This window comes from Streptomyces gobiensis, assembly GCF_021216675.1.
In the GTDB taxonomy this organism is placed as follows: domain Bacteria; phylum Actinomycetota; class Actinomycetes; order Streptomycetales; family Streptomycetaceae; genus Streptomyces; species Streptomyces gobiensis.
The window spans coordinates 3,497,349-3,523,381 of sequence record NZ_CP086120.1 but is presented as its reverse complement, the minus strand read 5'-3'; the positions used below and the strand labels follow the sequence as shown (position 1 = coordinate 3,523,381).

Below are 26,033 nucleotides of genomic sequence, written 5' to 3'. Positions count from 1 at the left end.
GGGACGCGGGGGGCCGGCCGCGAGCAGCACGAAGGCGCCGGGCCCGGCGAAGGACTCACCGGGCCCGGCCCCTTGATGACGGTCAGCGCGAGGGGGCCACCGTGACCTCGACGCGCTGGAACTCCTTGAGGTCCGAGTAGCCCGTCGTCGCCATCGCCCGGCGCAGTGCGCCGAAGAAGTTCATGGAGCCATCGGGGGTGTGCGAGGGACCGGTGAGGATCTCCTCGGTCGAGCCGACGCTGCCCAGGTTCACCTTCTTGCCGCGCGGCACATCCTCATGGACGGCCTCCATACCCCAGTGGTGACCGCGCCCGGGCGCGTCCGTGGCGCGGGCCAGTGGGGAGCCCATCATCACCGCGTCCGAGCCACAGGCGATGGCCTTGGACAGGTCGCCGGACCAGCCCACACCGCCGTCGGCGATGACATGGACATACCGGCCGCCGGACTCATCGAGGTAGTCCCGGCGGGCCGCCGCGACATCCGCGACAGCGGTGGCCATGGGGACCTGGATCCCCAGCACATTACGGGTGGTGTGGGCCGCGCCGCCGCCGAAGCCGACCAGCACACCGGCCGCGCCGGTACGCATCAGATGCAGCGCGGCGGTGTAGGTGGCGCAGCCGCCGACAATGACCGGGACATCGAGCTCGTAGATGAACTGCTTGAGGTTCAGCGGTTCCGCGGCCGACGACACATGCTCGGCCGAGACCGTGGTCCCGCGGATGACGAAGATGTCCACCCCCGCGTCCACCACGGCCTTGGAGAACTGCGCCGTGCGCTGCGGGGAGAGCGCGGCGGCGGTGACCACACCGGAGTCCCGCACCTCCTTGATCCGCTGGCCGATCAGCTCTTCCTTGATCGGCTCCGCGTAGATCTCCTGAAGCCGCCGGTTGGCGTCCTCCTCGCTCAGCCCGGCGATCTCGGCGAGCAGCGGTTCCGGGTCCTCGTACCGGGTCCACAGCCCCTCAAGGTTCAGCACGCCGAGGCCGCCCAGCTCGCCGATCCGGATCGCGGTCCGCGGTGAGACGACCGAGTCCATGGGGGCGGCCAGGAACGGCAGCTCAAAGCGGTAGGCGTCGATCTGCCAGGCGATCGAGACCTCCTTCGGGTCCCGGGTGCGCCGACTGGGCACCACGGCGATGTCGTCAAAGGCGTACGCCTGACGCCCGCGCTTGCCGCGCCCGATCTCGATCTCAGTCACTACTAGAGCCTTTCCATACGGTCTGCGGTACCCCAGTATCCCTCTTGAGCCGCCGGAGGATTGTCCCCTGCCCCACCCCTCCCCAAAACCGGGGGCTACCGCCCCCAGACCCGAGGTGTCGTGGGCACTCGCAGCCTCGCGACGGGCATGGGCTCACCCTGCTACGCAACCATCCACCCGCACCAGCCACGACGCTCCGGCCCACCCCGGGGCGGAGCTCGCGACGCTTGGTGGGCACAACCCCCGGCCACCGTCCCGCACCCGGCGACCCCCGGGGCCCGGGGCGAAGCCCCGGTTTCCGGGAAGGGGCGGGAATTGGGGAAGCCCCACCCCGACCCCAGCACCCCGGAGCGATTCCCCAGCCCCGCCCCTTCCCGAAACTGGGGGCTCCGCCCCCAGACCCCCACAGTGTTGTGGGCACTCGGGCATCCCCCCAGAGAGGCGTGGGGCACCTCCTGGGGGCACCCCCAGCGGTAGCTGGGGGAGGTAGCTGGGAGGGATACCGGGGGCCACCCACCCGGGGTAAACCCGGGAACGGGGGCTCGGGGTTCAGCGGCGCGAGTAGTTCGGCGCTTCGGTCGTCATCTGGATGTCATGCGGGTGGCTCTCCTTGAGCCCGGCCGAAGTGATCCTGACGAACCGGCCACGGTCCTTCATCTCCGGGACGGTCCGGCCACCCACGTAGAACATCGACTGGCGCAGACCGCCGGTCAGCTGGTGCACCACCGCGGAGAGCGGGCCACGGTAGGCGACCTGCCCCTCGACGCCCTCGGGGATGAGCTTGTCGTCGCCGCTGACCTCCTCCTGGAAGTAGCGGTCCTTGGAGAACGACCGGCTCTCCCCACGGGACTGCATCGCGCCGAGCGAGCCCATGCCGCGGTACGACTTGAACTGCTTGCCGTTGATGAACAGCAGCTCACCCGGCGACTCCTCGCAGCCCGCCAGCAGACTGCCCAGCATCACCGTGTCCGCGCCCGCGACCAGCGCCTTGGCGATGTCGCCGCTGTACTGCAGACCGCCGTCGCCGATGACCGGGACCCCGGCCTCCCTGGCGGCCAGCGATGCCTCGTAGATCGCGGTGACCTGTGGGACTCCGATACCGGCGACCACGCGGGTGGTGCAGATGGAGCCGGGGCCGACGCCCACCTTGATTGCGTCCGCCCCCGCGTCGACCAGCGCCTTGGCGCCGTCCCGGGTGGCGACATTGCCACCGATGACATCGACGGGATAGTTCGACTTGATCTTCGCCACCATGTCGCCGACCAGCTTCGAGTGGCCATGCGCGGTATCCACGACGACGAAGTCGACGCCTGCCTCAATCAGCGCCTGTGCCCGCTCGTAGGCGTCCCCGGCGACACCGACCGCCGCACCGACCAGGAGTCGGCCTTCGGAGTCCTTGGCGGCGTTCGGGTACTTCTCGGCCTTGACGAAGTCCTTGACCGTGATGAGGCCCTTGATGCGGCCCTCGTCATCAACGAGCGGCAGCTTCTCGATCTTGTGGCGGCGCAGCAGCTCCATCGCGGCGTTACGAGCGATGCCGACCTTCCCGGTGACCAGCGGCATCGGCGTCATGATCTCGCGGACCTGGCGGGTGCGGTCCGTCTCAAAGGCCATATCGCGGTTGGTGACGATGCCGAGCAGCTTGCCCGTCGCGTCGGTGACCGGGACACCGCTGATCCGGAAGCGGCCGCACAGCTCGTCGGCCTCGCGCAGTGTGGCGTCGGGGCGGATCGTGATGGGATCGGTGACCATGCCGGACTCGGAGCGCTTGACCCGGTCGACCTGGGCGGCCTGGTCCTCGATGGAGAGATTGCGGTGCAGCACGCCGACGCCGCCCTGACGGGCCATGGCGATCGCCATCCGCGCCTCGGTGACCTTGTCCATGGCCGCGGAGAGCAGCGGGATATTGAGCTTGACGTTGCGTGAGACATACGAGGAGGTGTCGATGGACTGCGGGGCCATATCCGACTCACCCGGCAGCAGCAGCACGTCGTCGTAGGTCAGCCCGAGCATCGCGAACTTCTCAGGCACTCCGTCGACGTAGTCAGTCATGACACCTTCCCCAATGGTCTTGCCGCGGCACGTGCGTCCATGCTAACGGCCTAACGGGGTGTCCCGTACTCGTAGAAAACTACTGCTCGGCCAGTGCCCGCAGTCGGCTCAGCGCCCGGTGCTGTGCCACCCGCACCGCGCCTGGGGACATGCCCAGCATCTGGCCGGTCTCCTCGGCCGTGAGGCCCACGGCGACCCGCAGCAGGATCAGCTCCCGCTGGTGCTCCGGGAGATTGGCGAGCAGCTTCTTGGCCCACTCCGTATCGCTGCTGAGGAGCGCGCGCTCCTCCGGGCCGAGGGAGTTGTCGGGCTGCTCCGGCATCTCATCGGAGGGCACCGCGGTGGAGCCGGGATGCCGCATCGCGGCCCGCTGCAGATCGGCGACCTTGTGCTGGGCGATGGCGACAACGAAGGCCTCGAAGGGCTTGCCGGTGTCGCGGTAGCGCGGCAGTGCGCACAGCACCGCCAGACAGACCTCCTGCGCGAGGTCGTCCACAAAGTGACGGGCATCACCCGGCAGTCGGCTCAGCCGCGTACGGCAGTACCGCAGTGCGAGCGGGTGCACATGCGCGAGCAGATCGTGGGTGGCCTGCTCGTCCCCTTCAACCGCCCGGTGGACGAGTGCGCCGATAGCCGAGATGGCAGTGGTCTCGTCTTCGCGCATCGGTCCATGGTGCACCGGCACCGCAGGATCCGCCGCACCGTGGCCTTGGTTGTGCACCGAAGCGTTATGAGTGGGCGCACTGGCTGTCATGTCCTGCGCTCTCCCCTCACGCCTGACCGACCGGTCCCCGAGGAACTCCATACATCAAGCATGCGGCACGCGCGAGATTGCGACACCTGGCCGTACCCCGAACACACCGCCCCGCCCACCCAGGGGTGGGCGGGAGCCCCTCGCGGACAGGGCTCTAGCGGACCAGACCCCAGCGGAATCCCAGCGCGACGGCGTGTGCCCGGTCCGAGGCGCCGAGCTTCTTGAAGAGCCGGCGGGCGTGTGTCTTCACCGTGTCCTCGGACAGGAAGAGCTCCCGGCCGATCTCGGCGTTCGACCGACCGTGGCTCATGCCCTCCAGCACCTGGATCTCACGAGCGGTCAGCGTCGGGGCGGCGCCCATCTCGGCGGAGCGCAGCCGCCGGGGAGCGAGCCGCCAGGTCGGGTCGGCCAGCGCCTGGGTCACGGTGGCCCGCAGCTCGGCGCGCGAGGCGTCCTTGTGCAGATAGCCGCGGGCACCGGCGGCGACGGCCAGCGCCACCCCGTCGAGGTCCTCCGCCACGGTCAGCATGATGATACGGGCGCCCGGGTCCGCAGACAGCAGCCGCCGCACGGTTTCCACTCCGCCCAGACCGGGCATCCGGACATCCATCAGGATGAGGTCTGAACGGTCGGCGCCCCAGCGGCGGAGGACTTCCTCGCCGTTGGCCGCCGTCGTCACGCGCTCAACGCCGGGCACGGTCGCTACCGCACGGCGCAGCGCCTCTCGGGCAAGCGGGGAGTCGTCGCAAACGAGGACGGAAGTCATGGCCGCCCTCCGCTGCTGATGCGCATCACCTTGAGCCTCCAGGCTGCTTAAGAATCGTCACCTGTGCGCTTGACGGACTCGGACGCCTGCCCGAGCACCATTCCGCCAACCGCTTCCGCACTCTCAACGACGGTCACCCGAAAGAGTTACGGGCTCGGACGCCCACGTTCAGCACTCTACGTGAGTGCGTGGATACGCATCAGGGCGCCTGCCGTCGGTTCAACACGCGCACCCCCACTGTGCCCTATTTGGTCGCTTTTGCTTCCGCTTTGTGGTGTCCGTGGCTAAATTCGCAAAGAGTCATATTTACATCTACTAACAACATGGATGTACGGTCGGAGATGTCTTGATCCGCTCTGATCGGCTCAGCAGCCACAGCAACGCTCCGAGAGGACGAGCAATGGCAGATTTCTCCCGCCTTCCGGGCCCCAACGCCGACCTATGGGACTGGCAACTCCTCGCCGCCTGCCGTGGGGTCGACAGCTCGCTCTTCTTCCACCCTGAGGGGGAGCGCGGGGCGGCTCGCAGCGCGCGTGAGGCATCCGCGAAAGAGGTCTGCATGCGCTGCCCGGTCCGTGCCGAGTGCGCGGCCCACGCCCTCGCCGTGCGGGAACCGTACGGCGTCTGGGGCGGGTTGACCGAGGACGAACGCGAGGAGCTGATGGGCCGGGCCCGCAACCGCCTGGTAACGACCCCAAGCCGCCCACCGGTGGAAGTCCCCTAGCCCAGCCCCTTCCCGAAACTGCGGGCGAACGCCTCCCAGGCCCCCCACCCCGTTGTGGGCACTCGCAGCCCCGCGAGGGGCTGTGGGTGGGCACAACCCGCCCACCGGCCCGCACCCGGCCAACCCCGGGGCCCGGGGCGAAACCCCGGTTTCCGGGAAGGGGCGGGAATTGGGGAAACCCCACCCCGCACCCGGGGACACGCAAGCGCGCCCTCAGGAAGACGTACCCCGCCCCGCCCCCGCAGCCCCCAGCCGCCCCAGCATCGCGCCGACCGCCGGAACCCGCGCAAGATCCGGCAACGTCAGCGCGACCACCTCCCGCCGCACCTCCGGCACGACCCGCACCGTACGGGCCCCCTTGGCCCGTACGGACTCCACCGCCAGCTCAGGCAGCACCGCCACGCCCAGCCCCGCACCGACCAGACCGACCACGGCCGGATAGTCATCGGTGGCGAAGTCGATCCGGGGTGTGAAGCCAGCCGCCTCGCACACCTCGACCAGATGGCGACGGCAGCGCGGACACCCCGCGATCCAGGGCTCCTCGGCCAGCTCCCCGATGCCAACGCGCTCGGCCGCGGCAAAACGGTGCCCCTCCGGAACCAGCCCGACGAGACGGTCGGTGAGCAGCGGGCGTACGACCAGGTCGTCCCACTCGGGGTCGGCGGGGCCCCCACCCGGATAGCGGAACGCGAGCGCGATTTCGCAGTCGCCCGCGCGCAGCATCTCCACCGAACGCGGTGGCTCGGCCTCCACCAGGGAGACCCGGGTGCCGGGATGCTCGGCACGCATGGCGGCGACCGCGGCGGGCACCAGGGTGGAGCTGCCGCTGGGAAAGGAGACCAGGCGCACCCGGCCGGCACGGAGTCCCGCGATGGCCGCCACCTCCTCCTCGGCGGCGGTCAGCCCGGCCAGGATTCCGGCGGCGTGCCGGATCAGCGCCTCACCCGCCTCGGTCAGCCGCGTCTCCCGGCCCGCACGGATGAGCAGCGGAGTGCCTGCTGACTGCTCCAGGGACTTCATCTGCTGGCTGACGGCGGGCTGGGTGCAGCCCAGCTCCCGGGCGGCGGCGGAGAAGGATCCCGTCGATGCCACGGCGCGCAGCACCCTCAGATGGCGGGCTTCGATCATGTCGCAACCATAAGCGAGGCTTGGGGTGGTCGCGAAGTATCCGGTCTAAGCTTTGAGGGCCAGGCTTTAGCCTTACCGCTATGCGTCTCCTTTCAGTGAATCTTGGCATCCCGCACTCCGCCGACTACACGGCCGCCGACGCCGGGGTCACCGGCATCGACAAACGACCGGCCGACGGTCCGGTGGCCATCACCGCGCCCGGGCCGAGGGGCACCGGCGGCAGCGGGCTGGCCGGGGACGTGGTGGGTGATCTGCGCCATCACGGAGGCGATGACCAGGCCGTGTACGCCTTCGCCCGGGAGGATCTCGACAAGTGGGAGAAGGAGCTCGGGCGTGAACTGCCCCATGGGGTCTTCGGCGAGAACCTCACTACCTCCGGGCTGGATGTCAACAGCGCGCTGATCGGGGAGCGTTGGCGGATCGGCGCGGATGTGGTGCTGGAGGTCTCCTCGGCCCGTATCCCCTGCCGGACCTTCGCGGGCTGGCTCGGGGAGCGTGGCTGGGTGAAGCGTTTCACCCAGTGGGGCAGGCCCGGGGCGTATCTACGGGTGATCGAGCCGGGCGAGGTGAGGGCTGGCGACTCCATCGAGCTCCTGTACCGCCCCGAGCACGAGGTGAGCGTTTCTTTCCTGTTCCGTGCGTACACCACCGAGCCGGAGCTGCTGCCGCGCATTCTGGCCGCTGGCGACGCGCTGGACCCGGAGGCGCGGCAGAAGGCGCTCAAGCGCATCGGGTAGACGCGCCGCAGCACGGTCGGTGCGGTGAACTTCAACGAGCGCTGGCCGTACCGCCGCTGGCGCCGCGCCGAACGTTGGTGCTGCCGCGCGAGCCGACCGTGCTGCGTGGTTACGCCGGAGGCGTGGGCGATGGGGGATGGCTCCTTATCTGCTCTACCCCGAAGACCAAGGCCTCGTAGGACAGTTCGTGGTCGTTGAACCGGGCCGAGGGGCTGGGAACACGCCCGGGGCTGGACATGACCGTCGCTGAGTCGGCAGCTGGCCGATGCGACTAACGTTCCCTGTATGACGACTGCACTGATTACGGGAGCGACAGCCGGGATCGGCGCCGCCTTCGCGCGGCGACTGGCCCGGGACGGACACGATGTGGTGCTGGTAGCCCGGGACACGAAACGGCTGAGCGACCAGGCCACCGAGCTGCACGACCGGCATGGCGTCGAGGCGTCCGTGCTGACCGCCGACCTCGCCACGGAGGAGGGCATCGGAGCAGTCGAGAAGCGGCTGGGAGATGGTAAGCACCCGGTTGATCTGCTGGTGAACAACGCCGGTTTCGGGCTCAAGGGCCGCTATCTGGAAGTGCCGATGGCGGACGAGCTGATGATGCTGAAGGTGCACTGCGAGGCGGTGCTGCGGCTGACCTCGGCCGGGGTGGAGCAGATGCGGGAGCGGGGCCGCGGCGGGGTGGTGAACGTCGCCTCGGTGGCGGCCTTCGTCCCGCGTGGGACGTATGGCGCCAGCAAGTCATGGGTCGTGCAGTTCACCCAGGGGGCCGCGCAGGACCTCGCGGGTTCGGGGGTGCGGCTGATGGCGCTGTGCCCGGGCTTCGTACGGACCGAGTTCCACGAGCGCGCGGGGATGGGCGTGAGCGAGGTGCCGGGATGGATGTGGCTGGACGCGGACAAACTGGTCGACGCGGCGCTGAAGGACCTGGCCCGGGGCAAGACGCTGTCCATTCCGGATCCGCGCTACAAGGCGATGATGGGCGCAAGCAAGCTGATCCCGCGGGGGATGCTGGGGAAGCTGTCGTCCGGCTCGGGGCGTAAGTACGGCCCGAAGTAATCCGGCGCACGCATCGCGTGAACCCGCTCCCCGACATCTGCGTATCGGGCATATTTCACTAGGCTTGATTTATCGGGCATAGCACCCTCGGGGACGCGGGAGGCGCCATGACATTCGTGCAAATGATCGACTGCAAGACCAGCAGAGTCGACGAGATGAACCGACTCATGGACCGGTGGATTCAGGCGACTCAGGGAAAGCGGACGGCGACTCATGCGATCGTCGGCCGGGACCGCTCCGACTCCACGCATGTCGTCGAGATCGTGGAGTTCCCCTCCTATGCGGAGGCGATGCACAACTCGCAGCTGCCGGAGACCGACCGGATCTTCCAGGAGCTGGTGGCACTCTGCGATGAGCTGCCGACGTTCACCGATCTCGATGTGGTCCGGGACGAACAGCTGAACAAGGAGACGGCGCGCCGGGTCTTCGGTTTGATCAGCCTGGGCACTCTGGACGCGCTCCACGAGCTGATCGCCGACGACTACCAGAAGCACGACCCCGCCAGCCGTACGGACCCCATCGGACTGGAGGAGTCCAAGGACGAGCTCAGGGGCTATATCGAGGCCTTCCATCCCCAGTTCACCATTGAGGACCAGGTGGCCGATGGCGACCTGGTGACCACCCGGTGGACGGTCCACGGACGGCACACCGGAGAGTTCCTGGGCGTAGAGCCCACTGATAACTCCGTGACGGTCACCGGCCACACCACCCACCGGTTCCAGGACAGCAAGATTGTGGAGGCGTGGCTCAACTGGGACCAGTTCGGGCTGTTCGCCCAGCTCGGCATCCTCGAGCAGTAGCGCGGCGGAAGCCGTGGCCGGGCCGGGCCGTTGGCCGTGGAGCCGTGACAGGCGAAAGGCCCCGGCCCCGCCGGATGGCGGGTTCGGGGCCTTTGTGCCGTGGTGCGGCGGTGCCGTGCGTCAGTGCGCGTGACCGTGGCCGTGACCGGCCTCGTCCTCCTCGGCGGGCTTCTCCACGACCAGCGTCTCGGTCGTGAGGAGCAGCGAGGCGATGGACGCGGCGTTCTCCAGTGCGGAGCGGGTGACCTTGACCGGGTCGATGACGCCGGCCTTCACCAGGTCGCCGTACTCACCGGTGGCGGCGTTGAAGCCCTCGCCGTTGCCGAGCTCGGCGACCTTCGAGGTGATGACGTAGCCCTCGAGACCGGCGTTCTCGGCGATCCAGCGCAGTGGCTCGACGACCGCACGGCGGACGACGGCGACACCGGTGGCCTCGTCGTCGGCCTTGCCGAGGCCGCCCTCAAGCACCTTCGCGGCGTGCACGAGCGCGGAGCCACCACCGGAGACGATGCCCTCCTCGACCGCGGCGCGGGTCGCGGAGATGGCGTCCTCCAGACGGTGCTTCTTCTCCTTGAGCTCAACCTCGGTCGCGGCGCCGACCCGGATGACACACACGCCACCGGCCAGCTTGGCCAGGCGCTCCTGGAGCTTCTCGCGGTCCCAGTCGGAGTCCGTGGCCTCGATCTCGCCCTTGATCTGAGCGATGCGGCCCTGCACATCCTCGGCCTTGCCAGCACCGTCGACGACGGTGGTGTCGTCCTTGGTGACGGTGACGCGGCGGGCGGTGCCCAGCACATCCAGACCGGCCTGGTCCAGCTTGAGGCCGACCTCCTCGGCGATGACGGTGGCGCCGGTCAGGGTCGCCATGTCGCCGAGCATTGCCTTGCGGCGGTCGCCGAAGCCGGGGGCCTTCACCGCGACCGCGTTGAAGGTGCCGCGGATCTTGTTGACGACCAGGGTGGACAGCGCCTCACCCTCGACATCCTCGGCGATGATCAGCAGCGGCTTGGAGGAGCCCGCCTGCATGATCTTCTCCAGCAGCGGCAGCAGGTCCTGGATGGAGCTGATCTTGCCCTGGTGGATCAGGATGTACGGGTCGTCGAGGACGGCCTCCATACGCTCCTGGTCGCTCACCATGTACGGCGACAGGTAGCCCTTGTCGAAGGCCATGCCCTCGGTGAAGTCGAGCTCCAGACCGAAGGTCTGGGACTCCTCGACGGTGATGACACCGTCCTTGCCGACCTTGTCCATCGCCTCGGCGATCAGCTCGCCGACCTGCTTGTCCTGGGCGGACAGCGCGGCGACCGCGGCGATGTCCTCCTTGGAGTCGATCGGCCGGGCGGTGGCCAGCAGCTCGTCCGAGACGGCCTTGACCGCGGCGTCGATGCCCTTCTTCAGAGCGGCCGGAGAGGCACCGGCGGCGACGTTGCGCAGGCCCTCGCGGACCAGCGCCTGGGCCAGCACGGTGGCGGTGGTGGTGCCGTCACCAGCGATGTCGTTGGTCTTGGTGGCCACCTCCTTCACCAGCTGGGTACCAAGGTTCTCGTACGGGTCCTCGGCCTCGACCTCGCGGGCGATGGTGACACCGTCGTTGGTGATGGTCGGAGCGCCGAACTTCTTGTCGATGACGACGTTGCGGCCCTTGGGGCCGATGGTCACCTTCACGGTGTCGGCGAGCTTGTTGACGCCACGCTCGAGGGCGCGACGGGCGTCCTCGTCGAACTTCAGGATCTTCGCCATGGGTGCGTATCCCTATTCCTTCTCAAATGAACCGCGCCCTGGCCCCGGCTGTCTTAGACACGGGAACCAGGGCGCGGATCAGAAAACTTCGGTGACTTACTTCTCGACGATGGCGAGCACGTCGCGAGCCGAGAGGACGAGGTACTCCTCGCCGTGGTACTTCACCTCGGTGCCGCCGTACTTGCTGTACAGCACGATGTCGCCGACCTTGACGTCGAGCGGAAGACGGTTGCCGTCCTCGAAGCGGCCCGGGCCAACGGCAAGGACAGTCCCCTCCTGGGGCTTCTCCTTGGCAGTGTCCGGAATGACCAGGCCTGAGGCCGTGGTCTGCTCAGCGTCGAGCGGCTGGACCACAATGCGGTCCTCGAGCGGCTTGATGGCAACCTTGGAGCTGGCGGTCGTCACGATCCGACCTCCCCCTTCGGAGATCTCACGGGGTCTTATGTCTGGGGTGGCGACCTGGTAGATCCGTCGTCGCGGGTGCCGGATCTGCCCGTCGCATATCTGGCACTCCCTGGTGGAGAGTGCTAGCCATGAGACTATGCCGCGCTTAGCACTCGGTCAAGCCGAGTGCCAAAACCGGCGGGGTGCCCTGCTGCGGGGTGGTCCGGAGCGTCGGGGCTGGGGTGGGTGGTGGGTTGCGTAGAGGGGTGAGCGCAGCCCCGGCCCCCGAGGCGTTGTGGGCACTCGGGCCTCCCCCAGGAGGTGCCCCCACCTGCCCGGCTGTGCCGGTGTGCGGCTCCGCCGCGCGGCGGGGCTTCGCCCCCGGCGGCGGGGCTGCCGTGGGTGGGTGTTCCCCGTATCCCGCCCCTTCCCGGCTGTGCCGATATGCGGCTCCGCCGCGTGGCGGGGCTTCGCCCGGCTGCGGGGCTGCCGTGGGTGGGGCTCCCCGAATCCCGCCCCTTCCCGGAAACCGGGGCTTCGCCCCGGGGCCCCGGGGTTTACCGGTGCGGTCCGGGTGGCCGGGTGTTGTGCCCACCCGTTCCGCCCTGGGGGCACCTCCCTGGGGGCACCTCCCAGACGAAGTCTGGGGGAGTTAGCTGGGGGAGGAACGACTGCCCACAACACGGGTGGGGGTCTGGGGGCGGCAGCCCCCAGTTTCGGGAAGGGGCGGGTATTGGGGAGACCCACCCCGGGCACCCGCGCCGCCGCACGCTCAGATGTAGTCCTCCAGTCGCGCGAGCGCGAAACCCTGGTCGGTGACCGTGCGCAGCGTGCGGCGGACCATATCGGTCATAGTGCCGCCCCAGTGCTCCGGCCCACGGAAGTGGGTCAGGATGATGTCGCCCGGGTGAAGCCTGCGGTCGGCGCGGCTCCAGTCAAAGCGCTTGGCCCAGGCCTCTTCCGCCCAGAGCGGGACAGCGCGGATACCGCAGGAGGCCGCCGCGCGCAGGGTGTCGCGGTTGTACACGCCGTACGGCGGGCGGAAGAGCCCCGGGGTCCTGCCGATCTCCTTGGCCAGGACCTCCTGCTGCCCGCAGATCTCACGCCGCTGCTGCTCATAGGAGAGCTTGTTCATCTCCCGGTGATGGAGGGTGTGATTGTTGATCGCGACGCCGTCGCGACTCATCTCACGGAAGTACGCGTAGTTGTCGTTCGCCACATAGTCGGCGAGGAAGGCGCTGTACGGCACATCCAGCTCACGCAGCATCCGCAGCAACTCGGGGTCCTTCTCGTGCCCGTCGTCGATGGTGAGGAAGACGACCTTGTCATCGGTCGGTACCCGGGTGATGACGGGCGGCAGCCCCCGTTCCGAGATATGCCCCGGGTCGCTACGGAGCTCGGGCTTCCGCTCCGGCGGCGCGGGCGGCCGCAGCGGGGTCTTACGCACCTTCCAGCGCTTGACGGCGGCGATCCGGCGCGCCTCAGCGCGACGCAGCCGGTCCGCGTACGCACCGAGCGACGCTGCCGCAAGCTGGGCCTGCATACGGCGTGGGGCGCCCAGGGCGAGGTCCGGGCCCGCGGCTGGCCCACCGGGTCCGGCCAGCAGGTGCCGGCCATGTTCGGCGAAGGGCGGCCCGGAGGCCGACAGCGGCTCGTCGAGGCCGGACAGGTCCGGATCCCCGGGATGCGACGGCCCGCTGCCGGCCGCGCAGGATACGGCCAGCAGGGCGGCCAGTGAAGCGCCGCCGGTCCGCCGCACATTGCGCCATGCATAAGACCGCTTTCTCCCCATTTGATGTTTTTGTACGACTTGTGTGATGAGCGACATAGTGCCGGATCTTGCCAGTCAGCCCCCTGCCACGCAGGCGGCCTCCGGCGCCCGGGCGACACCGGAGGGGGAAAATGGCCCGTGTGGCTGAACCTGAATCCGCTGACCGACCAACCGACACCGCAACCGGCACCGCAGCCGATGCCGTAGCCGCTTTCGAGGCCCTGCGGACCGAGGAGGGGCAACGGCTGCTGAAGGCGCTGCGGGACTACGACCCCGCGCAGGAGCTGGCCATCGCCACCCGGCTACGCCGCGAGCACCCGGCCCAACTGGTGTCGGCCGCGCTTGGGCAAGCGCGGCTGCGGCAGCGGGCGGTGGCGAAGTTCGGTGCCGAGGACGCGGCGCGGATGTACTTCACATCGAACGGTGTTGAGCAAGCCACCCGAACGAGTGTGGCCGAGTACCGTGCCGCGCGATTCACCACACGGGGGGTGCGGCGGCTGGCCGACCTGTGCTGTGGCATCGGCGGCGACGCGATCGCGCTGGCCCGGGCCGGGGTGACGGTGCTGGCCGTGGACCGTGATCCGCTCACCTGCGCGGTCGTACGGGCCAACGCGGCGGTGCTGGGGCTGGCGGACCGTATCGAGGTGCGCTGCGCGGAGGTCGGCGACGTCGATATCTCCGGCTACGACGCCGTCTTCATCGACCCGGCCCGGCGCGGCGGCCGTGGCCGGATCTTCGACCCGGAGGCGTACTCACCGCCGCTGTCCTGGGCCGTCGAGGTCGCCGGGCGGATGTCGCACGCCGCGCTGAAGATCGCTCCCGGGGTGCCGCACGAGGCGATCCCCGAGGAGGCCGAGGCGGAGTGGATCTCGGTCGGCGGGGAGGTGAAGGAGGCCGTGCTGTGGTTCGGCGGCCAGCCGGGGGTGCGCGCCACGCTGCTGCCCGGCTGCGCGTCCCTGATCGGCACCGGGCTCCCCGACCCTGAGCCCGGGCCGGTGGGGCGCTATCTGTACGAGCCAGACGGGGCCGTGATCCGTGCGCATCTGGTCGCCGAGGTGGCCGGGCAGATCAGCGGGCGGCTGATCGACCCGACGATCGCCTATGTGACGGCCGATGAGCTGCGCCCGACGCGGTATGCGAGCGCGTACGAGATCACCGATGTGCTGCCCTTCAACCTCAAGCGGCTCAAGGCGCTGCTGCGGGAGCGGGAGGTCGGGGTGCTGACCGTGAAGAAGCGCGGGTCGGCGGTTGAGCCGGAGGAGCTGCGCAGGAAGGTCAAGCCGCGGGGGCCGAACGCCGCCACGGTCTTCCTCACCCGCGTCGCCGGGGCGCCGAGCATGCTGATCGGGCGGCCCGCGTAGTGGGCCGGGCCCACCAGCGAGCCAGGGCGATCCCCTGTTCGGACCACGCCGGTGGCCGCGATGCCGAAATGGCCGTCTGCTGGATCTAGCGCCCGCGACGGTCGCGGACGCACCGGAGGGCGCCCCTATTTCCATACAGCCGGGGCAGCCTTACCGGCCTTATCGGCCTCATCGGCCTACATCAGATGGGAGATATCCATGCCGCACCGCGAAGGTGACCACGTGGAGTACCGGGACAAGCAGAACAAGACGCAGGCGGGCCTGATCCAGGAGGCCCAAAGCAGCGGGCAGCAGATGCGCTACGTCGTGGAGAACGACAGGACCCAGAAGCAGGAGCGGGTCACCGAAGAGCAGATCCAGCGGAAGCTGGAGGACTGACGTCCTCCGCTACGCGCCTTGAGATGAACTGGCCGGGCCCTGTTGTCGACTGGGTCCGGCCAGCCGTACTCGCTAAACCTTCTCGAAGCGCCAGCGGTGGACCGGGCGGTGCAGCAAGTCGGGGGGCGGGTCGGGGATTTCGGGGAGGTCAGCATCGTTGGAGGCATGCCACAGCGTGACGACCAGTACCCGGTCATCGGGACCGGTGAAGGTCTCACGCCGGATCGGGGCCGGGACGAGGTGCTGCGTCCTGGTCCACTCCAGCAGCTCATGTCCGCGCCCCTCGACGGCGCGGGCCTCCCACATCAGGGCAGCGGTCATGGGTAGAGGTTCTTTCGGCTGAGTTCGTGTACATGGTCATGATCGTGGTCATGTGCGGGGCCCGGCACATGAGGGTCCGTCACCGGCAGCGAGGAGTCGGCGGGCAGGTCCCAGGCGGAGGCCGCCCGCCCCCGGGCGACCATCTCGGCGCCCAGCGCGGCGACCATCGCGCCATTGTCGGTGCACAGCTTGGGACGCGGCACGCGCAGCGTGATACCCGCGTCGGCGCAGCGCTCCCCGGCCATGGCGCGCAGCCGGGAGTTGGCGGCCACACCGCCGCCGATCATCAGATGGTCGACGCCCTCGTCCTTGCAGGCACGGATCGCCTTGCGGGTGAGCACATCGGTGACCGCTTCCTGGAAGGAGGCGGAGACATCCGCTACCGGGACGTCCTCGCCCGCACTGCGCTTCGCCTCGATCCAGCGGGCGACGGCGGTCTTCAGACCCGAGAAGGAGAAGTCATACGGGGCATCGCGCGGGCCGGTGAGGCCACGGGGGAAGTTGATCGCCGTGGGGTCCCCGTCACGGGCGTAGCGGTCAATGACCGGGCCGCCGGGGAAGCCGAGGTGGAGGATGCGGGCGACCTTGTCGAACGCCTCCCCCGCGGCGTCGTCGATGGTGGCGCCGAGCGGACGCACATCGGCGGTGATGTCGGGCGCGAGGAGAAGGGAGGAGTGGCCGCCGCTCACCAGCAGGGCCATGGTGGGCTCGGGGAGAGCGCCGTGTTCCAGCTGGTCGACGCAGATATGCGAGGCGAGGTGGTTGACCCCGTAGAGCGGCTTGCCGAGCGCGTAGGCGTAGGCCTTGGCGGCGGAGACGCCGACGAGCAGGGCGCCCGCGAGGCCGGGCCCGGCGGTGACCGCGATGCCGTCCAGATCGGCGGCGGTGATCCCGGCCTCCTTCAGGGCCCGCTGGATGGTGGGGACCATCGCCTCCAGATGGGCACGGCTGGCGATCTCGGGGACGACGCCGCCGAAGCGCGCATGGTCATCCACGCTGGAGGCGACCGCGTCGGCGAGGAGCGTATGGCCGCGGACGATGCCGACACCCGTCTCATCGCAGGAGGTCTCGATACCGAGGACAAGTGGCTCGTCAGCCATGGATGGTCGTTCCTTGATCGGTCTCTGATGAGGATGTGTGTACGCGGCGCATCACCAGGGCGTCGACGTTGCCGGGCTGGTAATAGCCCCGGCGGAAGCCGATCGGTTCAAAGCCGAAGCGCTCGTAGAGACGCTGGGCACGCATATTGTCAACGCGGACCTCGAGAAGCACCTGGCTGCACTCGAACGCGGTGGCCGCGCCGAGCAGCTCGGTAAGGAGCCGAGCGCCGAGCCCGGTGCCCTGGTGGTCGGGGGCGGTGGCGATGGTCTGGATATCGCCGGTGCCGTCAATGGCGGCGAGGCCTCCATATCCCACAATACGGCCACTTTCCGCTACGGCGACAAGGTAGCGGCGAGAGGCATGCGGACCCCGGGCGTGTGCGAGCTCGGACCAGAACATCCCGGGCGACCAGGCGTCCTCCGGAAAGAGCTGCTGTTCCAGGGCCAGCACCGGCTCAATGTCCCACCAGCGCATCTCACGCAGGTTCACTTCGGCCGCTGCGGCCGCTTCGGTCACTGGGGTCACAGGGGTCACTGGAGTCACCGGGGTCACTTGGGGGTGACCACCTTGTAGTTGGCGGGCACCTGGGCGTCCGGGCGGCGGAGATAGAGCGGCAGCGGGGGCAGGAAACCCTCTTCGTCGGCTGCGGCCAGCTTCTCAGCGGCGAGCGCCGCCAGCGCCGCCGCCGACTGGTGCTCGGGGAGGTCGGTGCGTACGCCGGTGAAGGTGTCGGCGTAGAGCACGGCCCCGGCGCCGACGGCCGGCACACCCGCCACCCGCTCGGCGATATCGGCTGGGCGGTCGACAGCGGGATCGCTCGTACGGGTACGGGCGTCCGCGTACCGCGCCCAGTAGACCTCCTTACGGCGGGCGTCGGTGGCGACCAGGAACGGCTCGTCCAGCCCGGCCGCGTAGGCGATGCCGTCGAGGGTGCACAGCCCGTGCACGGGGATCTCCAGGGCGGCCCCAAAGCTGGTCGCCGTGGCCAGGCCGACCCGCAGCCCGGTGTACGGGCCGGGGCCGACCCCGACGACGATGCCGGTGACGGCGCCCAGCGCGCACCCGGCCTCGGCCAGAGTGCGGTCGACGGCCGGGAGCAACAGCTCGCCGTGGCGGCGGGCGTCGAACTGATCGGAAGAGGCGAGCACCCGGTCACCGTCGTGCAGGGCGACGGTGACAGCGGGGGTCGCGGTGTCTAGAGCGAGCAACAGCACGGGGCAAGCCTACGGCGCGGCCAGCGGTGCGGCCGCTGACCGTATCCGGCTGCTACGGTCGCTCATACGACCGTCAGCAGTACGAGAGGTGACCCACGGTGGCACGGAGCAGCGCTGGGGCATTCGTGGCCGGACTGACCGCGGTGGCACTGGGCGTGGTCGGAGTGCTGGCCTACCAGGCGTCGGCCGCTCAGGACCGGGCCGCTGAGGCGACGACGAAGAAGAAGCCCAGCGCCCCCGCCTCCTCCCCCGCACCGGGCGCTTCCGGCAAACCCCCGAAGTCAGCGACCGCGCTCCCGGCCGGCTCGGGCACCGGGCAGCGCGTCGTCTACGCCCTGGCGGCGCAGCGGGTGTGGCTGGTCGACGACGTCAACGGCAAGGCGAAGGTGATCCGGACGTACAAGGTCACGCCCAGCACGGTGAGCCCGCTGCCCGGCACGTACACGGTGACCTCACGCTCCGCGCACATCACCGGATCGGACGGGGTGCCGGTCGAGAACGTCGTGCGGTTCACCCAGGTCGGTGAGACGGTCATCGGCTTCAGCGCGGCGCTGGACGGCAAGAAGCCGAAGCTGGATCCGGCGAAGCAGACCGGTGGCATCCGGGAGAGCCGCGAGGACGGCGAGGCGCTGTGGCAGTTCGCCACGATCAACACCAAGGTCGTCGTAGTCCCCTGAGACTTCGGCCTCAGGCCGCGTCCGGCTCCTCTTCCGAGGGGTCCGCGGACCCCTCGCCCCGCGCCGGGAGGGAGGGCGGCTCGGGCGGCCGCGATACGGCGTCCGCGGCGGCGCAGGATGCCAGCAGCTCGCCGAACGAGCGCTGCTCGGGCTCCTGGTCCGGCATGGGTCCCTCCTCAGGCCGTCGAGTTAGGCGTACCTAACCGCCTCTCTGGCCCCATAGGACCACGGCGTAGACCCGCCACGCAACATTTTACCGACAGCATGTCGGCATTCAGATGAGCGCGGACAGCTCCGCACCGCTCCACCGGGCGCCTACCCCGGTGACCGTGACGGTCCGTACGTCGGCCAGCTCATCCCCATGCCGCGGGCCTGCGCCCATCGCCCGCTCGATGACCACATGGAGCCGGTCCTCGGACAGCTCCTCGACCTTCCCCTCGCCCCACTCCACGGTCACCACCGACTCGGGCAGCGACACATCGAGGTCCAGGTCCTCCATCTCGTCCAGGCCGCCGCCCAGCCGGTAGGCGTCCACGTGCACCAGTGGGGGGCCGTCGATGAGGGAGGGGTGGACCCGGGCGATCACGAAGGTCGGCGAGGTCACCGCGCCCCGCACCCCCAGCCCCTCCCCCAGCCCCCGGGCCAGGGTGGTCTTGCCCGCGCCCAGCTCCCCGGTGAGCAGCACCAGGTCTCCGGCGCGCAGCAGCTTGGCCAGTCTGCGCCCCAGCTCCTGCATCTGCTCAGGCGTACTCACCGTAATCTGGGTCTGCATGATTCCGATGCTAAGGCCCCGGGACCCCTCCCGGCCCACAGCAGCGACTGAGCGCCACCGCCAAGAGGGAATCCCCTAACCCAACCCCTTCCCGAAACCGGGGGCTCCGCCCCCACCCTGTTGTGGGCACTCGCAGCCCCGCGAGGGGCTGTGGGTGGGCACAACACCGGCCACCGGCCCGCGCACCCGCCCAACCCCGGGGCCCCGGGGCGCAAGCCCCGGTTACGGGAAGGGGCGGGAATTGGGGAACCCACCCACAGCACCCCCGCAGCCGGGCACCGTAGGTAGGGGCGCCGGGGGCGGAGCCCCGGTGGGGTCACCCGGAGGGGGTGGTGGCTCGGGTCAGCAGGTCGTGGAGGCGATCGTTCAGCACCCCCGGCCGCTCCAGCATCAGCAAATGCCCCGTCTCCGGAACAATTTCGAGCTTCGCCTCCGGCAGCACAGCGGCAATGGCCTCGCTGTGGCCATACGGCGTGAGCTGGTCCCTGTCACCGGCGATAACCAGCGCGGCGCACCCACCGAAGGCGGCCAGCGCCTCGGTCTTCTCATGACCGTGAAAGGCCGGATAGAACTCCGCGACCACATCGATCGGCGTGGACTCAAGCATCCGCTCGGCGAACCGGCCGATGGCCGGATCAACCTGCCGGGGCGCGCCGAAGGAGTAGTACTTGATCAGACCCGCCATCAGATCGGCGGTGGCGGCCCGGCCGCGCTCCACGAGCGCGGTCTGCGAGGCCAGTGCCTTCAGCACGCCGGGCACCACCCGGCGGATCGCCTTGATGCCCCGGGCGGGCAGCCCATAGGTGACCTCGGCCAGTCCCCCGGCCGACGTACCGACGAAGGCAGCGCCGACTACCCGCTCGGACACCCACTCCGGGTACTGCGCGGCGAGCGCCATCATCGTCATACCGCCCATGGAGTGACCGACCAGCAGCACCGGCCCCGCCGGGGCGGCCGTGTCCAGTACGGCCTTGAGGTCGCGGCCCAGCCGCTCGATGGTCACCGGGACATCGCCTGTCGAGCCCACCGACTGCGCCCGGCCACGCTCGGAACGGCCATGGCTGCGCTGATCCCAGTAGACGGCCCGGACCGTACCCAGCTCGCGCAGGGCGGCGCGCTGGAAGTGCCAGGAGTCCTGGGTCAGGCAGTAGCCATGGCTGAACACCACGGTCAGCGGCGACTCGGGGCGGCGGAAGAGCCTGAACTTGGAGTTCCGGCCGGGTGGCGGCTCCTGCGGTTCGTCGATCTCGTAGTACAGCTCCGTGCCGTCGTCGGCGACCGCTGTGCCCGGGGTGCCACGCAGGGTGCCGTACGGTCCCGTGGCGTCCAGCGCCAGCCGGGCCTTCCTGCGGACGCCACGGTGCACGGTCAGCCGTTCCACGGCCACGCCGGCCGCCACCACGCCTATCGCGGCCCCCGCGATACCCGCACGGCGCGCCCAGCCGGACTCCGTCACTCCTTGCTCCCCCGCTCCCCCACATACACCCGCGGCACCCGGTGGCTGATCCGGGTAACGATCTCGTAGCCGATGGTGCCCACCGCGTGCGCCCAGTCCTCCGCGGTCGGCTCACCCTGGTCGCCGGGGCCGAAGAGCACCGCCTCATCCCCGGGCTCGGCCCAGTCGCCACCGAGATCCACCACGAACTGGTCCATCGCCACCCGGCCCGCGACGGTCCGCCACTTGCCCGCGACCAGCACCGGTCCGGTGCCGGAGGCGTGCCGGGGAATACCGTCCGCGTAACCGACCGGAATGAGGGCGAGGGTCGTCTCACCGGGCGTCGTATAGGTGTGGCCGTAGGAGACGCCATGTCCACCGGACACCCGCTTGACGTTGGCCAGGTCCGCGCTGAGCCTCATCACCGGGCGCAGCCCGAAGTCTTCCGGTACGCCTACCTCGGGCGAGGGCGACAGACCGTAGACCGACACCCCTGGGCGTACCAGGTCGAAGTGCGCCTCGGGGAGGGTAAGGGTCGCGGGCGAGTTCGCCATATGCCGCACCTCTGGCTTCAGCCCGGCCCGCTCGGCGCTGGCCAGGGCCTCCCGGTAGCAGGTGAGCTGGGCGGCTATCGAGGGGTGGCCGGGCTCATCGGCGCAGGCGAAGTGCGACCAGATGCCGGTGACCTTGACGGTGCCCTCTGCCTCGGCGGCACGGGCAGCGGCCAGCAGCTCGGGCCAGTCGGCGGGCTGGCAGCCATTGCGGCCAAGGCCGGTGTCCGCCTTGAGGTGCACCCGGGCGGTACGGCCGGTGGTGCGGGCCGCCGCGATAATCTCGTTCAGGGCCCACAGGGCGCTCGCGGATACGTCGATGTCGGCGTCGATGGCCTGCGCCCAGGGGCCACCGGGGGTCCACAGCCAGCACAGAATGCGGCCCCGGTCCCCCGCCGCGCGCAGGGCCAGCGCCTCCTCCGGGGTGGCGGTGCCCAGCCACCCCGCACCGGCCTGCCGGGCAGCCCTCGCGCAGGGCAGCGCGCCGTGTCCGTAAGCGTTGGACTTCACTACGGCCATCAGTTCCGCGCTGGGTGCGTGGGCGCGCAGCGCGCGCACATTGGCGCGCAACGCGTCGAGGTTGATCTCGGCGCGGGCGCGTAGCGGCTTGGGCTCCGGTGCGGTCGTCACGGGCCCAGTGTCCCAATTTTTTCGCCGCCCCCGCACCTCCTGGGGGCCTCCCGGCTTCGGGCCGCCTGCGCCGGGCTCCGTCCGTCGGTGGTGGGTTCCCCTAACCCTCCCCCAGCTACCGCTGGGAGGTGCCCCCACCTTCCCGAAACTGTGGGCTGACGCCCCCAGACCCCCGAGGCGTTGTGGGCAGTCTCCGCCATGGGCGGAGGGTGGGCACAACACCGGCCACCGGCCCGCACCCGGAAAACCCCGGGGCCCCGGGGCGCGAGCCCCGGTTCCGGGAAGGGGCGGGATACGGGGAACCCACCCACGGCACACCCGGGCGCGCGCGTTAAGCGCCACGCACCTCCTGCCAGGCGGCGGTCAGCGCCGCCGCCACATCGGAGGCGGCGACCGGCTCATCCGCGATACGCCCCGCGATCCCATGCAGATACGCACCGACAAACGCGGCGTCCCGGGCCGCAAGCCCGGCGGCGAGCAGCGAGCCGATGAGCCCGGTGAGCACATCGCCGCTCCCAGCGGTGGCCAGCTGAGAGGTGCCGGTGGGGTTGGCCCGTACGGGCCCTCCCCCGCTGTCCGCGACAAGCGTGGTCGAGCCCTTGAGCAGTACGGTCGCCGCGTACCGCTCGGCGAGGGCGCGTACGGCGGTGAGGCGCCCCGACTCCACCTCGGAACGGGAGGTGCCGAGCAGCACGGCGGCCTCCCCGGCGTGCGGGGTGAGCAGGGTGGGCGCGGTGCGGGCCCGGACCTGCGCCGGGGCGAGGAGCCGTAGCCCATCGGCGTCAATGAGCACGGGAACGTCGGCAGCCAGCACCTCCTGCACGGCCCGCTCCGACTCAGCGGTGGCACCCAGACCGGGGCCGATGGCCCACGCCTGCACCCGGCCCGCCTTGGCGGGGGAGCCCGTGGAGACCAGCGTCTCCGGGTAACGCGCGATGACCTGGTCGGCGGCGGCGCCGGCATAGCGGACGGCCCCGGCGCCGCCGCGCAGCGCCCCCGCGACGGCGAGTACGGCCGCGCCCGGGTACTGGGCCGAGCCCGCGGCGACGCCGATGACGCCACGGCGGTACTTGTCGGTGTCGGGGTTGGGGCACGGCAGCAGGCGGGCCACGTCGGTGTGCTGCGGCGCCTCGATACCGGGCTCTGCCGGCAGATACGGGCCGAGCCCGATATCGACCAGGCGCAGGGCTCCGGCATGGGTGCGGGCGGGGTCGATGAGCAGGCCGGGCTTGTACGCGCCGAAGGTCACGGTGGCGAGCGCGCGGACGGCCTCCCCTCGCACTTCGCCGGTATCGGCGTCGACGCCGCTGGGGAGGTCGACGGCGAGGATGGGTGCCTGTGCGGCCCGTACCAGCTCGGCGGCCTCGGGGCGCAGGCCGCCCTTGCCGCCGATGCCGGTGATCCCGTCGATGACGAGGTCGGCTCGCTGGAGGGCCCCGTGACTCCGGTCCGCAGCGACGGCCCGGCTGCCGGTGGCCCGCAGGGCGGCGAGCCCGGCGCGGTGGGCCCGGTCCGGGCTGAGCAGTACGGCGGTCACGGCGGCGCCGCGGCGGGCGAGGCGGGCGCCCGCGTAGAGGGCATCCCCGCCGTTGTCGCCGCTGCCGACGAGGAGGGCGATCCGGGTGCCGTAGGTGCGGCCCAGCAGATCGGCGGCCGCAGCGGCCAGCCCGGCCGCGGCCCGCCGCATCAGCGTGCCCTCGGGGAGGCGGCCCATGAGCTCCCGTTCGGCGCTCCGTACGGTCTCGACGCTGTACGCGTTCCTCATGCGCCCCAGTTTGACGGACGAGGCCGGTGGGTGGGTCGGGGGCGGTCCGGGGTGGAACGTTCCGGACCCATGATTTACGGCCCGACACCCGGTAGCGTTGGGCCGACCCGTTAAGCCCCTGTCGGCCCACAAATCACGGGCAAGCGTCCGGAACAACCCACCCCTCCCCACCCCCTCACGCCGTTGTGGGCACTCGGCCCACACCAGTGTTGTGGGCAGTCGGGCCTCCCCCAGACTTCGTCCGGGGGGACCCCCAGAGGGGCGGCACGGGTGGGCACAACACCCGGTCACCGGCCCGCACCGGCCACCCCCGGGCCCCGGGGCGCGAGCCCCGGTTACGGGAAGGGGCGGGATACGGGGAAACCCACCCACGGCACCCCCACAACCGGGCGCAAGCCCCACCACGCGGCGGAGCCGCATACCGGCACAGCCGGGAAGGGGCGGGGATTGGGGTGCCCACCCCCAGCACGGGGGCGCCGCGGGGGAACCCCCGCTACCCCTCAGCGATCACCACCGCCGAAGCAACCCCCGCATCGTGCGAGAGCGAAACATGCCACCGCCGCACCCCCAACTGCGCCGCCCGCGCCGCCACGGTCCCCCGGACGACGAGCCACGGCTGCCCCGTATCGGCCGTCAAGACCTCCGCGTCCGTCCAGTGCAGCCCGCCCGGGGCCCCCAGCGACTTCGCCAGGGCCTCCTTCGCCGCGAAGCGCGCGGCGAGGGAGGCGATGCCGCGTCGGTCGCCGCTCGGCAAGAAGAGCTCCGCGTCCAGGAAGAGCCGGGCCGCCATGCCCGGCGTACGTTCCATGGACTGCGCGAAACGATCGATCTCGGCGACGTCGATACCGACACCGATGATCATTCGACGGTCACCGACTTGGCGAGGTTGCGCGGCTGGTCAACCTCGTTGCCCCGGGCCGTCGCCAGCTCGCAGGCGAAGACCTGCAGCGGGACGGTGGCCACCAGCGGCTGCAGCAGGGTGGGGGTGACCGGGATCCGGATCAGATGGTCGGCGTACGGCACAACCGCCTCGTCGCCGTCCTCGGCGATGACGATCGTCCGGGCGCCACGGGCCCGGATCTCCTGGATATTGGAGACGATCTTGTCGTGCAGGACCGAGCGGCCACGCGGCGAGGGGACGATCACGACGACCGGCACATCGTCCTCGATCAGTGCGATCGGCCCGTGCTTCAGCTCACCCGCCGCGAAACCCTCCGCATGCATATAGGCGAGCTCCTTGAGCTTCAAGGCGCCCTCGAGCGCGACCGGATAGCCGACATGGCGGCCGAGGAACAGCACCGTGTTCTTGGCGGCGAGGGTGCGCGCCAGCTCCCGTACCGGCTCCATCGTGCCCAGCACCTCATCGACCCCGGTGCCGATCTCCGCCAACTCACGGATCACCGAGTTGATCTCGTCGCCCCACTGAGTGCCGCGCACCTGACCCAGATAGAGCGCGACCAGATAGCAGGCCACCAGCTGCGTCAAGAAGGCCTTCGTCGAGGCGACGGCGACCTCCGGCCCGGCGTGCGTATAGAGCACCGCATCCGACTCACGCGGGATCGTCGAGCCGTTCGTATTGCAGATCGCCAGCACCTTCGCACCCTGCTCGCGCGCGTGCCGTACCGCCATCAGGGTGTCCATCGTCTCGCCGGACTGCGAGATGGCGATCACCAGTGTCCGCGGATCCAGAATCGGGTCCCGGTAGCGGAACTCACTCGCCAGCTCCGTCTCACACGGGATCCGGGTCCAGTGCTCAATCGCGTACTTGGCGATCATCCCGGCGTGGAAGGCCGTGCCGCAGGCCACTACTACGACCTTGCTGACCTCGCGCAGCACCGAGTCAGGGATACGGATCTCATCGAGCCGCATCGCGCCCGACTCGTCGATCCGGCCGAGCAGTGTGTCGGCGACCGCCTTCGGCTGCTCGGCGATCTCCTTGAGCATGAAGTAGTCGTAGCCGCCCTTCTCGGCGGCCGAGGCGTCCCAGTCCACGTGGTAGCGGCGGACATCGGCCGGTGCACCGTCGAAGTCGGTGACCGTCACACCGTCCCGGGTCAGCTCGACAACCTGGTCCTGGCCGAGCTCAATCGCTTCCCGGGTGTACTCGATGAACGCGGCGACATCCGAGGCGAGGAAGGACTCCCCGTCCCCGACCCCGACCACCAGCGGCGAGTTACGCCGGGCCCCGACGACCGTATCGGGCTCATCGGCGTGCACGGCCACCAGCGTGAAGGCACCCTCCAGCTGGCGGCACACCTGGCGCATGGCCTCCGCGAGATCACCGCAGGAGGAGAAGGACTCGGCGAGGAGATGGGCGACGACCTCGGTGTCGGTCTCGGAGGCCAGTTCATGGCCACGGTCGGTCAACTCGGTACGTAGCGTGGCGAAGTTCTCGATAATGCCGTTGTGCACGACCGCGACCCGGCCCGCGTTGTCGAGATGGGGGTGGGCGTTGGCGTCGGTGGGCCCGCCATGGGTGGCCCAGCGGGTGTGCCCGATACCGTTGGTACCGGCGGGCAGTGGGCGTTCATCGAGCAGTTTGCTCAGATTGCACAGCTTGCCCGCTTTCTTCGCCGCGGCCAGCCCGCCATCGGCGAGCACCGCCACTCCGGCCGAGTCATAGCCCCGGTACTCCAGCCGCCGCAGCCCGGCGATGACCACATCGAGGGCGGACTGCCCTCCTACGTATCCGACGATCCCGCACATGCGGGCAGC

General features: G+C 70.2%; 26 protein-coding genes. 7 read left to right on the top strand and 19 right to left on the bottom strand.

Annotated features, from left to right (window positions below):
- Window positions 1-82: 82 nt before the first annotated feature.
- From test1122_RS16565 to test1122_RS16550, 4 genes are all read right to left on the bottom strand, one after another.
- A complete protein-coding gene (locus test1122_RS16565) occupies window positions 83-1,198 on the bottom strand; it encodes a GuaB3 family IMP dehydrogenase-related protein (RefSeq protein WP_232269939.1) in 1,116 nt (371 codons plus the stop codon).
- Window positions 1,199-1,747: 549 nt separating this feature from the next.
- Entirely contained in the window at window positions 1,748-3,250 is a 1,503-nt protein-coding gene (guaB, locus tag test1122_RS16560; RefSeq protein WP_232269938.1) for an IMP dehydrogenase, read from the bottom strand.
- Window positions 3,251-3,329: 79 nt separating this feature from the next.
- Window positions 3,330-3,914, bottom strand: a complete 585-nt coding sequence (locus test1122_RS16555; RefSeq protein WP_277879839.1) for a sigma-70 family RNA polymerase sigma factor — start codon at window positions 3,912-3,914, stop codon at window positions 3,330-3,332.
- A gap of 244 nt (window positions 3,915-4,158) precedes the next feature.
- Complete coding sequence (locus tag test1122_RS16550; protein ID WP_003948568.1) at window positions 4,159-4,770, bottom strand: response regulator transcription factor; 612 nt, start codon at window positions 4,768-4,770, stop codon at window positions 4,159-4,161.
- Window positions 4,771-5,170: 400 nt separating this feature from the next.
- Between test1122_RS16550 and test1122_RS16545 the strand changes: the two genes are divergently transcribed.
- The gene (locus tag test1122_RS16545; protein ID WP_232269936.1) at window positions 5,171-5,494 is read left to right on the top strand and encodes a WhiB family transcriptional regulator; all 324 of its coding nucleotides are present in this window, start codon (window positions 5,171-5,173) and stop codon (window positions 5,492-5,494) included.
- A 213-nt stretch (window positions 5,495-5,707) separates the two neighbouring features.
- Here the strand turns inward: test1122_RS16545 and test1122_RS16540 are convergent, their stop codons facing one another.
- Window positions 5,708-6,622 carry a LysR family transcriptional regulator gene (locus test1122_RS16540; protein ID WP_232269935.1) on the bottom strand — a complete coding sequence of 305 codons (915 nt, stop codon included), beginning with the start codon at window positions 6,620-6,622 and terminating at the stop codon, window positions 5,708-5,710.
- Between the two features lie 80 nt (window positions 6,623-6,702).
- On the opposite strand from test1122_RS16540, the gene test1122_RS16535 reads away from it, so the two are divergent.
- From test1122_RS16535 to test1122_RS16525, 3 genes are all read left to right on the top strand, one after another.
- Window positions 6,703-7,359 (top strand): MOSC domain-containing protein, encoded by a 657-nt coding sequence (locus test1122_RS16535; RefSeq protein ID WP_232269934.1) that lies wholly within the window; start codon window positions 6,703-6,705, stop codon window positions 7,357-7,359.
- Window positions 7,360-7,644: 285 nt separating this feature from the next.
- Complete coding sequence (locus test1122_RS16530; RefSeq protein ID WP_232269933.1) at window positions 7,645-8,418, top strand: SDR family NAD(P)-dependent oxidoreductase; 774 nt, start codon at window positions 7,645-7,647, stop codon at window positions 8,416-8,418.
- A 107-nt stretch (window positions 8,419-8,525) separates the two neighbouring features.
- Window positions 8,526-9,218 carry an ester cyclase gene (locus test1122_RS16525; RefSeq protein WP_232269932.1) on the top strand — a complete coding sequence of 231 codons (693 nt, stop codon included), beginning with the start codon at window positions 8,526-8,528 and terminating at the stop codon, window positions 9,216-9,218.
- Window positions 9,219-9,338: 120 nt separating this feature from the next.
- Here test1122_RS16525 and groL read toward each other — a convergent pair whose 3' ends face one another.
- From groL to test1122_RS16510, 3 genes are all read right to left on the bottom strand, one after another.
- Window positions 9,339-10,958 (bottom strand): chaperonin GroEL, encoded by a 1,620-nt coding sequence (groL, locus tag test1122_RS16520; protein ID WP_232269931.1) that lies wholly within the window; start codon window positions 10,956-10,958, stop codon window positions 9,339-9,341.
- 96 nt (window positions 10,959-11,054) lie between these two features.
- The gene (gene groES, locus test1122_RS16515) at window positions 11,055-11,363 is read right to left on the bottom strand and encodes a co-chaperone GroES (RefSeq protein ID WP_232269930.1); all 309 of its coding nucleotides are present in this window, start codon (window positions 11,361-11,363) and stop codon (window positions 11,055-11,057) included.
- A gap of 751 nt (window positions 11,364-12,114) precedes the next feature.
- Entirely contained in the window at window positions 12,115-13,134 is a 1,020-nt protein-coding gene (locus tag test1122_RS16510) for a polysaccharide deacetylase family protein (protein WP_232269929.1), read from the bottom strand.
- A 200-nt stretch (window positions 13,135-13,334) separates the two neighbouring features.
- Between test1122_RS16510 and test1122_RS16505 the strand changes: the two genes are divergently transcribed.
- A complete protein-coding gene (locus test1122_RS16505) occupies window positions 13,335-14,474 on the top strand; it encodes a class I SAM-dependent methyltransferase (RefSeq protein WP_232271936.1) in 1,140 nt (379 codons plus the stop codon).
- A 198-nt stretch (window positions 14,475-14,672) separates the two neighbouring features.
- Complete coding sequence (locus test1122_RS16500) at window positions 14,673-14,852, top strand: hypothetical protein (protein WP_232269928.1); 180 nt, start codon at window positions 14,673-14,675, stop codon at window positions 14,850-14,852.
- Window positions 14,853-14,924: 72 nt separating this feature from the next.
- Here the strand turns inward: test1122_RS16500 and test1122_RS16495 are convergent, their stop codons facing one another.
- From test1122_RS16495 to tsaB, 4 genes are all read right to left on the bottom strand, one after another.
- Window positions 14,925-15,173, bottom strand: coding sequence for a hypothetical protein (locus tag test1122_RS16495; protein WP_232269927.1), 249 nt, complete (start codon window positions 15,171-15,173; stop codon window positions 14,925-14,927).
- A complete protein-coding gene (tsaD, locus tag test1122_RS16490; protein WP_232269926.1) occupies window positions 15,170-16,273 on the bottom strand; it encodes a tRNA (adenosine(37)-N6)-threonylcarbamoyltransferase complex transferase subunit TsaD in 1,104 nt (367 codons plus the stop codon). Before tsaD ends, test1122_RS16495 begins: the two co-directional genes overlap by 4 nt.
- Window positions 16,266-16,748, bottom strand: coding sequence for a ribosomal protein S18-alanine N-acetyltransferase (rimI, locus tag test1122_RS16485; protein WP_232271935.1), 483 nt, complete (start codon window positions 16,746-16,748; stop codon window positions 16,266-16,268). The genes tsaD and rimI overlap by 8 nt, the downstream gene beginning before the upstream one ends.
- A gap of 74 nt (window positions 16,749-16,822) precedes the next feature.
- Window positions 16,823-17,488, bottom strand: coding sequence for a tRNA (adenosine(37)-N6)-threonylcarbamoyltransferase complex dimerization subunit type 1 TsaB (tsaB, locus tag test1122_RS16480; RefSeq protein WP_232269925.1), 666 nt, complete (start codon window positions 17,486-17,488; stop codon window positions 16,823-16,825).
- A 98-nt stretch (window positions 17,489-17,586) separates the two neighbouring features.
- Here tsaB and test1122_RS16475 point away from each other — a divergent pair, with 98 nt between their 5' ends.
- Window positions 17,587-18,165, top strand: coding sequence for a hypothetical protein (locus tag test1122_RS16475; RefSeq protein WP_232269924.1), 579 nt, complete (start codon window positions 17,587-17,589; stop codon window positions 18,163-18,165).
- Window positions 18,166-18,175: 10 nt separating this feature from the next.
- Here the strand turns inward: test1122_RS16475 and test1122_RS16470 are convergent, their stop codons facing one another.
- From test1122_RS16470 to glmS, 7 genes are all read right to left on the bottom strand, one after another.
- Window positions 18,176-18,331, bottom strand: coding sequence for a hypothetical protein (locus tag test1122_RS16470; protein WP_232269923.1), 156 nt, complete (start codon window positions 18,329-18,331; stop codon window positions 18,176-18,178).
- 108 nt (window positions 18,332-18,439) lie between these two features.
- Window positions 18,440-18,937 (bottom strand): tRNA (adenosine(37)-N6)-threonylcarbamoyltransferase complex ATPase subunit type 1 TsaE, encoded by a 498-nt coding sequence (gene tsaE, locus test1122_RS16465; RefSeq protein ID WP_232269922.1) that lies wholly within the window; start codon window positions 18,935-18,937, stop codon window positions 18,440-18,442.
- A gap of 316 nt (window positions 18,938-19,253) precedes the next feature.
- The gene (locus tag test1122_RS16460) at window positions 19,254-20,393 is read right to left on the bottom strand and encodes an alpha/beta fold hydrolase (protein ID WP_232269921.1); all 1,140 of its coding nucleotides are present in this window, start codon (window positions 20,391-20,393) and stop codon (window positions 19,254-19,256) included.
- On the bottom strand, window positions 20,390-21,553 hold the full coding sequence (gene alr, locus test1122_RS16455) for an alanine racemase (RefSeq protein ID WP_232269920.1): 1,164 nt from the start codon (window positions 21,551-21,553) through the stop codon (window positions 20,390-20,392). The genes test1122_RS16460 and alr overlap by 4 nt, the downstream gene beginning before the upstream one ends.
- 331 nt (window positions 21,554-21,884) lie before the next feature.
- Window positions 21,885-23,318: an NAD(P)H-hydrate dehydratase gene (locus test1122_RS16450; RefSeq protein ID WP_232269919.1), complete on the bottom strand. Its 1,434-nt coding sequence runs from the start codon at window positions 23,316-23,318 to the stop codon at window positions 21,885-21,887.
- Between the two features lie 493 nt (window positions 23,319-23,811).
- Window positions 23,812-24,180 carry a holo-ACP synthase gene (locus tag test1122_RS16445; protein WP_232269918.1) on the bottom strand — a complete coding sequence of 123 codons (369 nt, stop codon included), beginning with the start codon at window positions 24,178-24,180 and terminating at the stop codon, window positions 23,812-23,814.
- On the bottom strand, window positions 24,177-26,024 hold the full coding sequence (glmS, locus tag test1122_RS16440; protein WP_232269917.1) for a glutamine--fructose-6-phosphate transaminase (isomerizing): 1,848 nt from the start codon (window positions 26,022-26,024) through the stop codon (window positions 24,177-24,179). The genes test1122_RS16445 and glmS overlap by 4 nt, the downstream gene beginning before the upstream one ends.
- Window positions 26,025-26,033: the final 9 nt, after the last annotated feature.

What these genes read in the sequence shown, in the direction of transcription:
- test1122_RS16495 (WP_232269927.1), bottom strand. Translation starts at nt 15,173, where the DNA reads ATGACCGCTGCCCTGATGTGGGAGGCCCGCGCCGTCGAGGGGCGCGGA.
- test1122_RS16540 (WP_232269935.1), bottom strand. Translation starts at nt 6,622, where the DNA reads ATGATCGAAGCCCGCCATCTGAGGGTGCTGCGCGCCGTGGCATCGACG.
- test1122_RS16500 (WP_232269928.1), top strand. Translation starts at nt 14,673, where the DNA reads ATGCCGCACCGCGAAGGTGACCACGTGGAGTACCGGGACAAGCAGAAC.
- test1122_RS16545 (WP_232269936.1), top strand. Translation starts at nt 5,171, where the DNA reads ATGGCAGATTTCTCCCGCCTTCCGGGCCCCAACGCCGACCTATGGGAC.
- test1122_RS16510 (WP_232269929.1), bottom strand. Translation starts at nt 13,134, where the DNA reads ATGGGGAGAAAGCGGTCTTATGCATGGCGCAATGTGCGGCGGACCGGC.
- guaB (WP_232269938.1), bottom strand. Translation starts at nt 3,250, where the DNA reads ATGACTGACTACGTCGACGGAGTGCCTGAGAAGTTCGCGATGCTCGGG.
- groL (WP_232269931.1), bottom strand. Translation starts at nt 10,958, where the DNA reads ATGGCGAAGATCCTGAAGTTCGACGAGGACGCCCGTCGCGCCCTCGAG.
- test1122_RS16530 (WP_232269933.1), top strand. Translation starts at nt 7,645, where the DNA reads ATGACGACTGCACTGATTACGGGAGCGACAGCCGGGATCGGCGCCGCC.
- test1122_RS16450 (WP_232269919.1), bottom strand. Translation starts at nt 23,318, where the DNA reads ATGAGGAACGCGTACAGCGTCGAGACCGTACGGAGCGCCGAACGGGAG.
- rimI (WP_232271935.1), bottom strand. Translation starts at nt 16,748, where the DNA reads ATGCGCTGGTGGGACATTGAGCCGGTGCTGGCCCTGGAACAGCAGCTC.
- test1122_RS16525 (WP_232269932.1), top strand. Translation starts at nt 8,526, where the DNA reads ATGACATTCGTGCAAATGATCGACTGCAAGACCAGCAGAGTCGACGAG.
- test1122_RS16445 (WP_232269918.1), bottom strand. Translation starts at nt 24,180, where the DNA reads ATGATCATCGGTGTCGGTATCGACGTCGCCGAGATCGATCGTTTCGCG.
- test1122_RS16470 (WP_232269923.1), bottom strand. Translation starts at nt 18,331, where the DNA reads ATGCCGGACCAGGAGCCCGAGCAGCGCTCGTTCGGCGAGCTGCTGGCA.
- tsaE (WP_232269922.1), bottom strand. Translation starts at nt 18,937, where the DNA reads ATGCAGACCCAGATTACGGTGAGTACGCCTGAGCAGATGCAGGAGCTG.
- tsaD (WP_232269926.1), bottom strand. Translation starts at nt 16,273, where the DNA reads ATGGCTGACGAGCCACTTGTCCTCGGTATCGAGACCTCCTGCGATGAG.
- test1122_RS16535 (WP_232269934.1), top strand. Translation starts at nt 6,703, where the DNA reads ATGCGTCTCCTTTCAGTGAATCTTGGCATCCCGCACTCCGCCGACTAC.
- test1122_RS16555 (WP_277879839.1), bottom strand. Translation starts at nt 3,914, where the DNA reads ATGCGCGAAGACGAGACCACTGCCATCTCGGCTATCGGCGCACTCGTC.
- glmS (WP_232269917.1), bottom strand. Translation starts at nt 26,024, where the DNA reads ATGTGCGGGATCGTCGGATACGTAGGAGGGCAGTCCGCCCTCGATGTG.
- test1122_RS16550 (WP_003948568.1), bottom strand. Translation starts at nt 4,770, where the DNA reads ATGACTTCCGTCCTCGTTTGCGACGACTCCCCGCTTGCCCGAGAGGCG.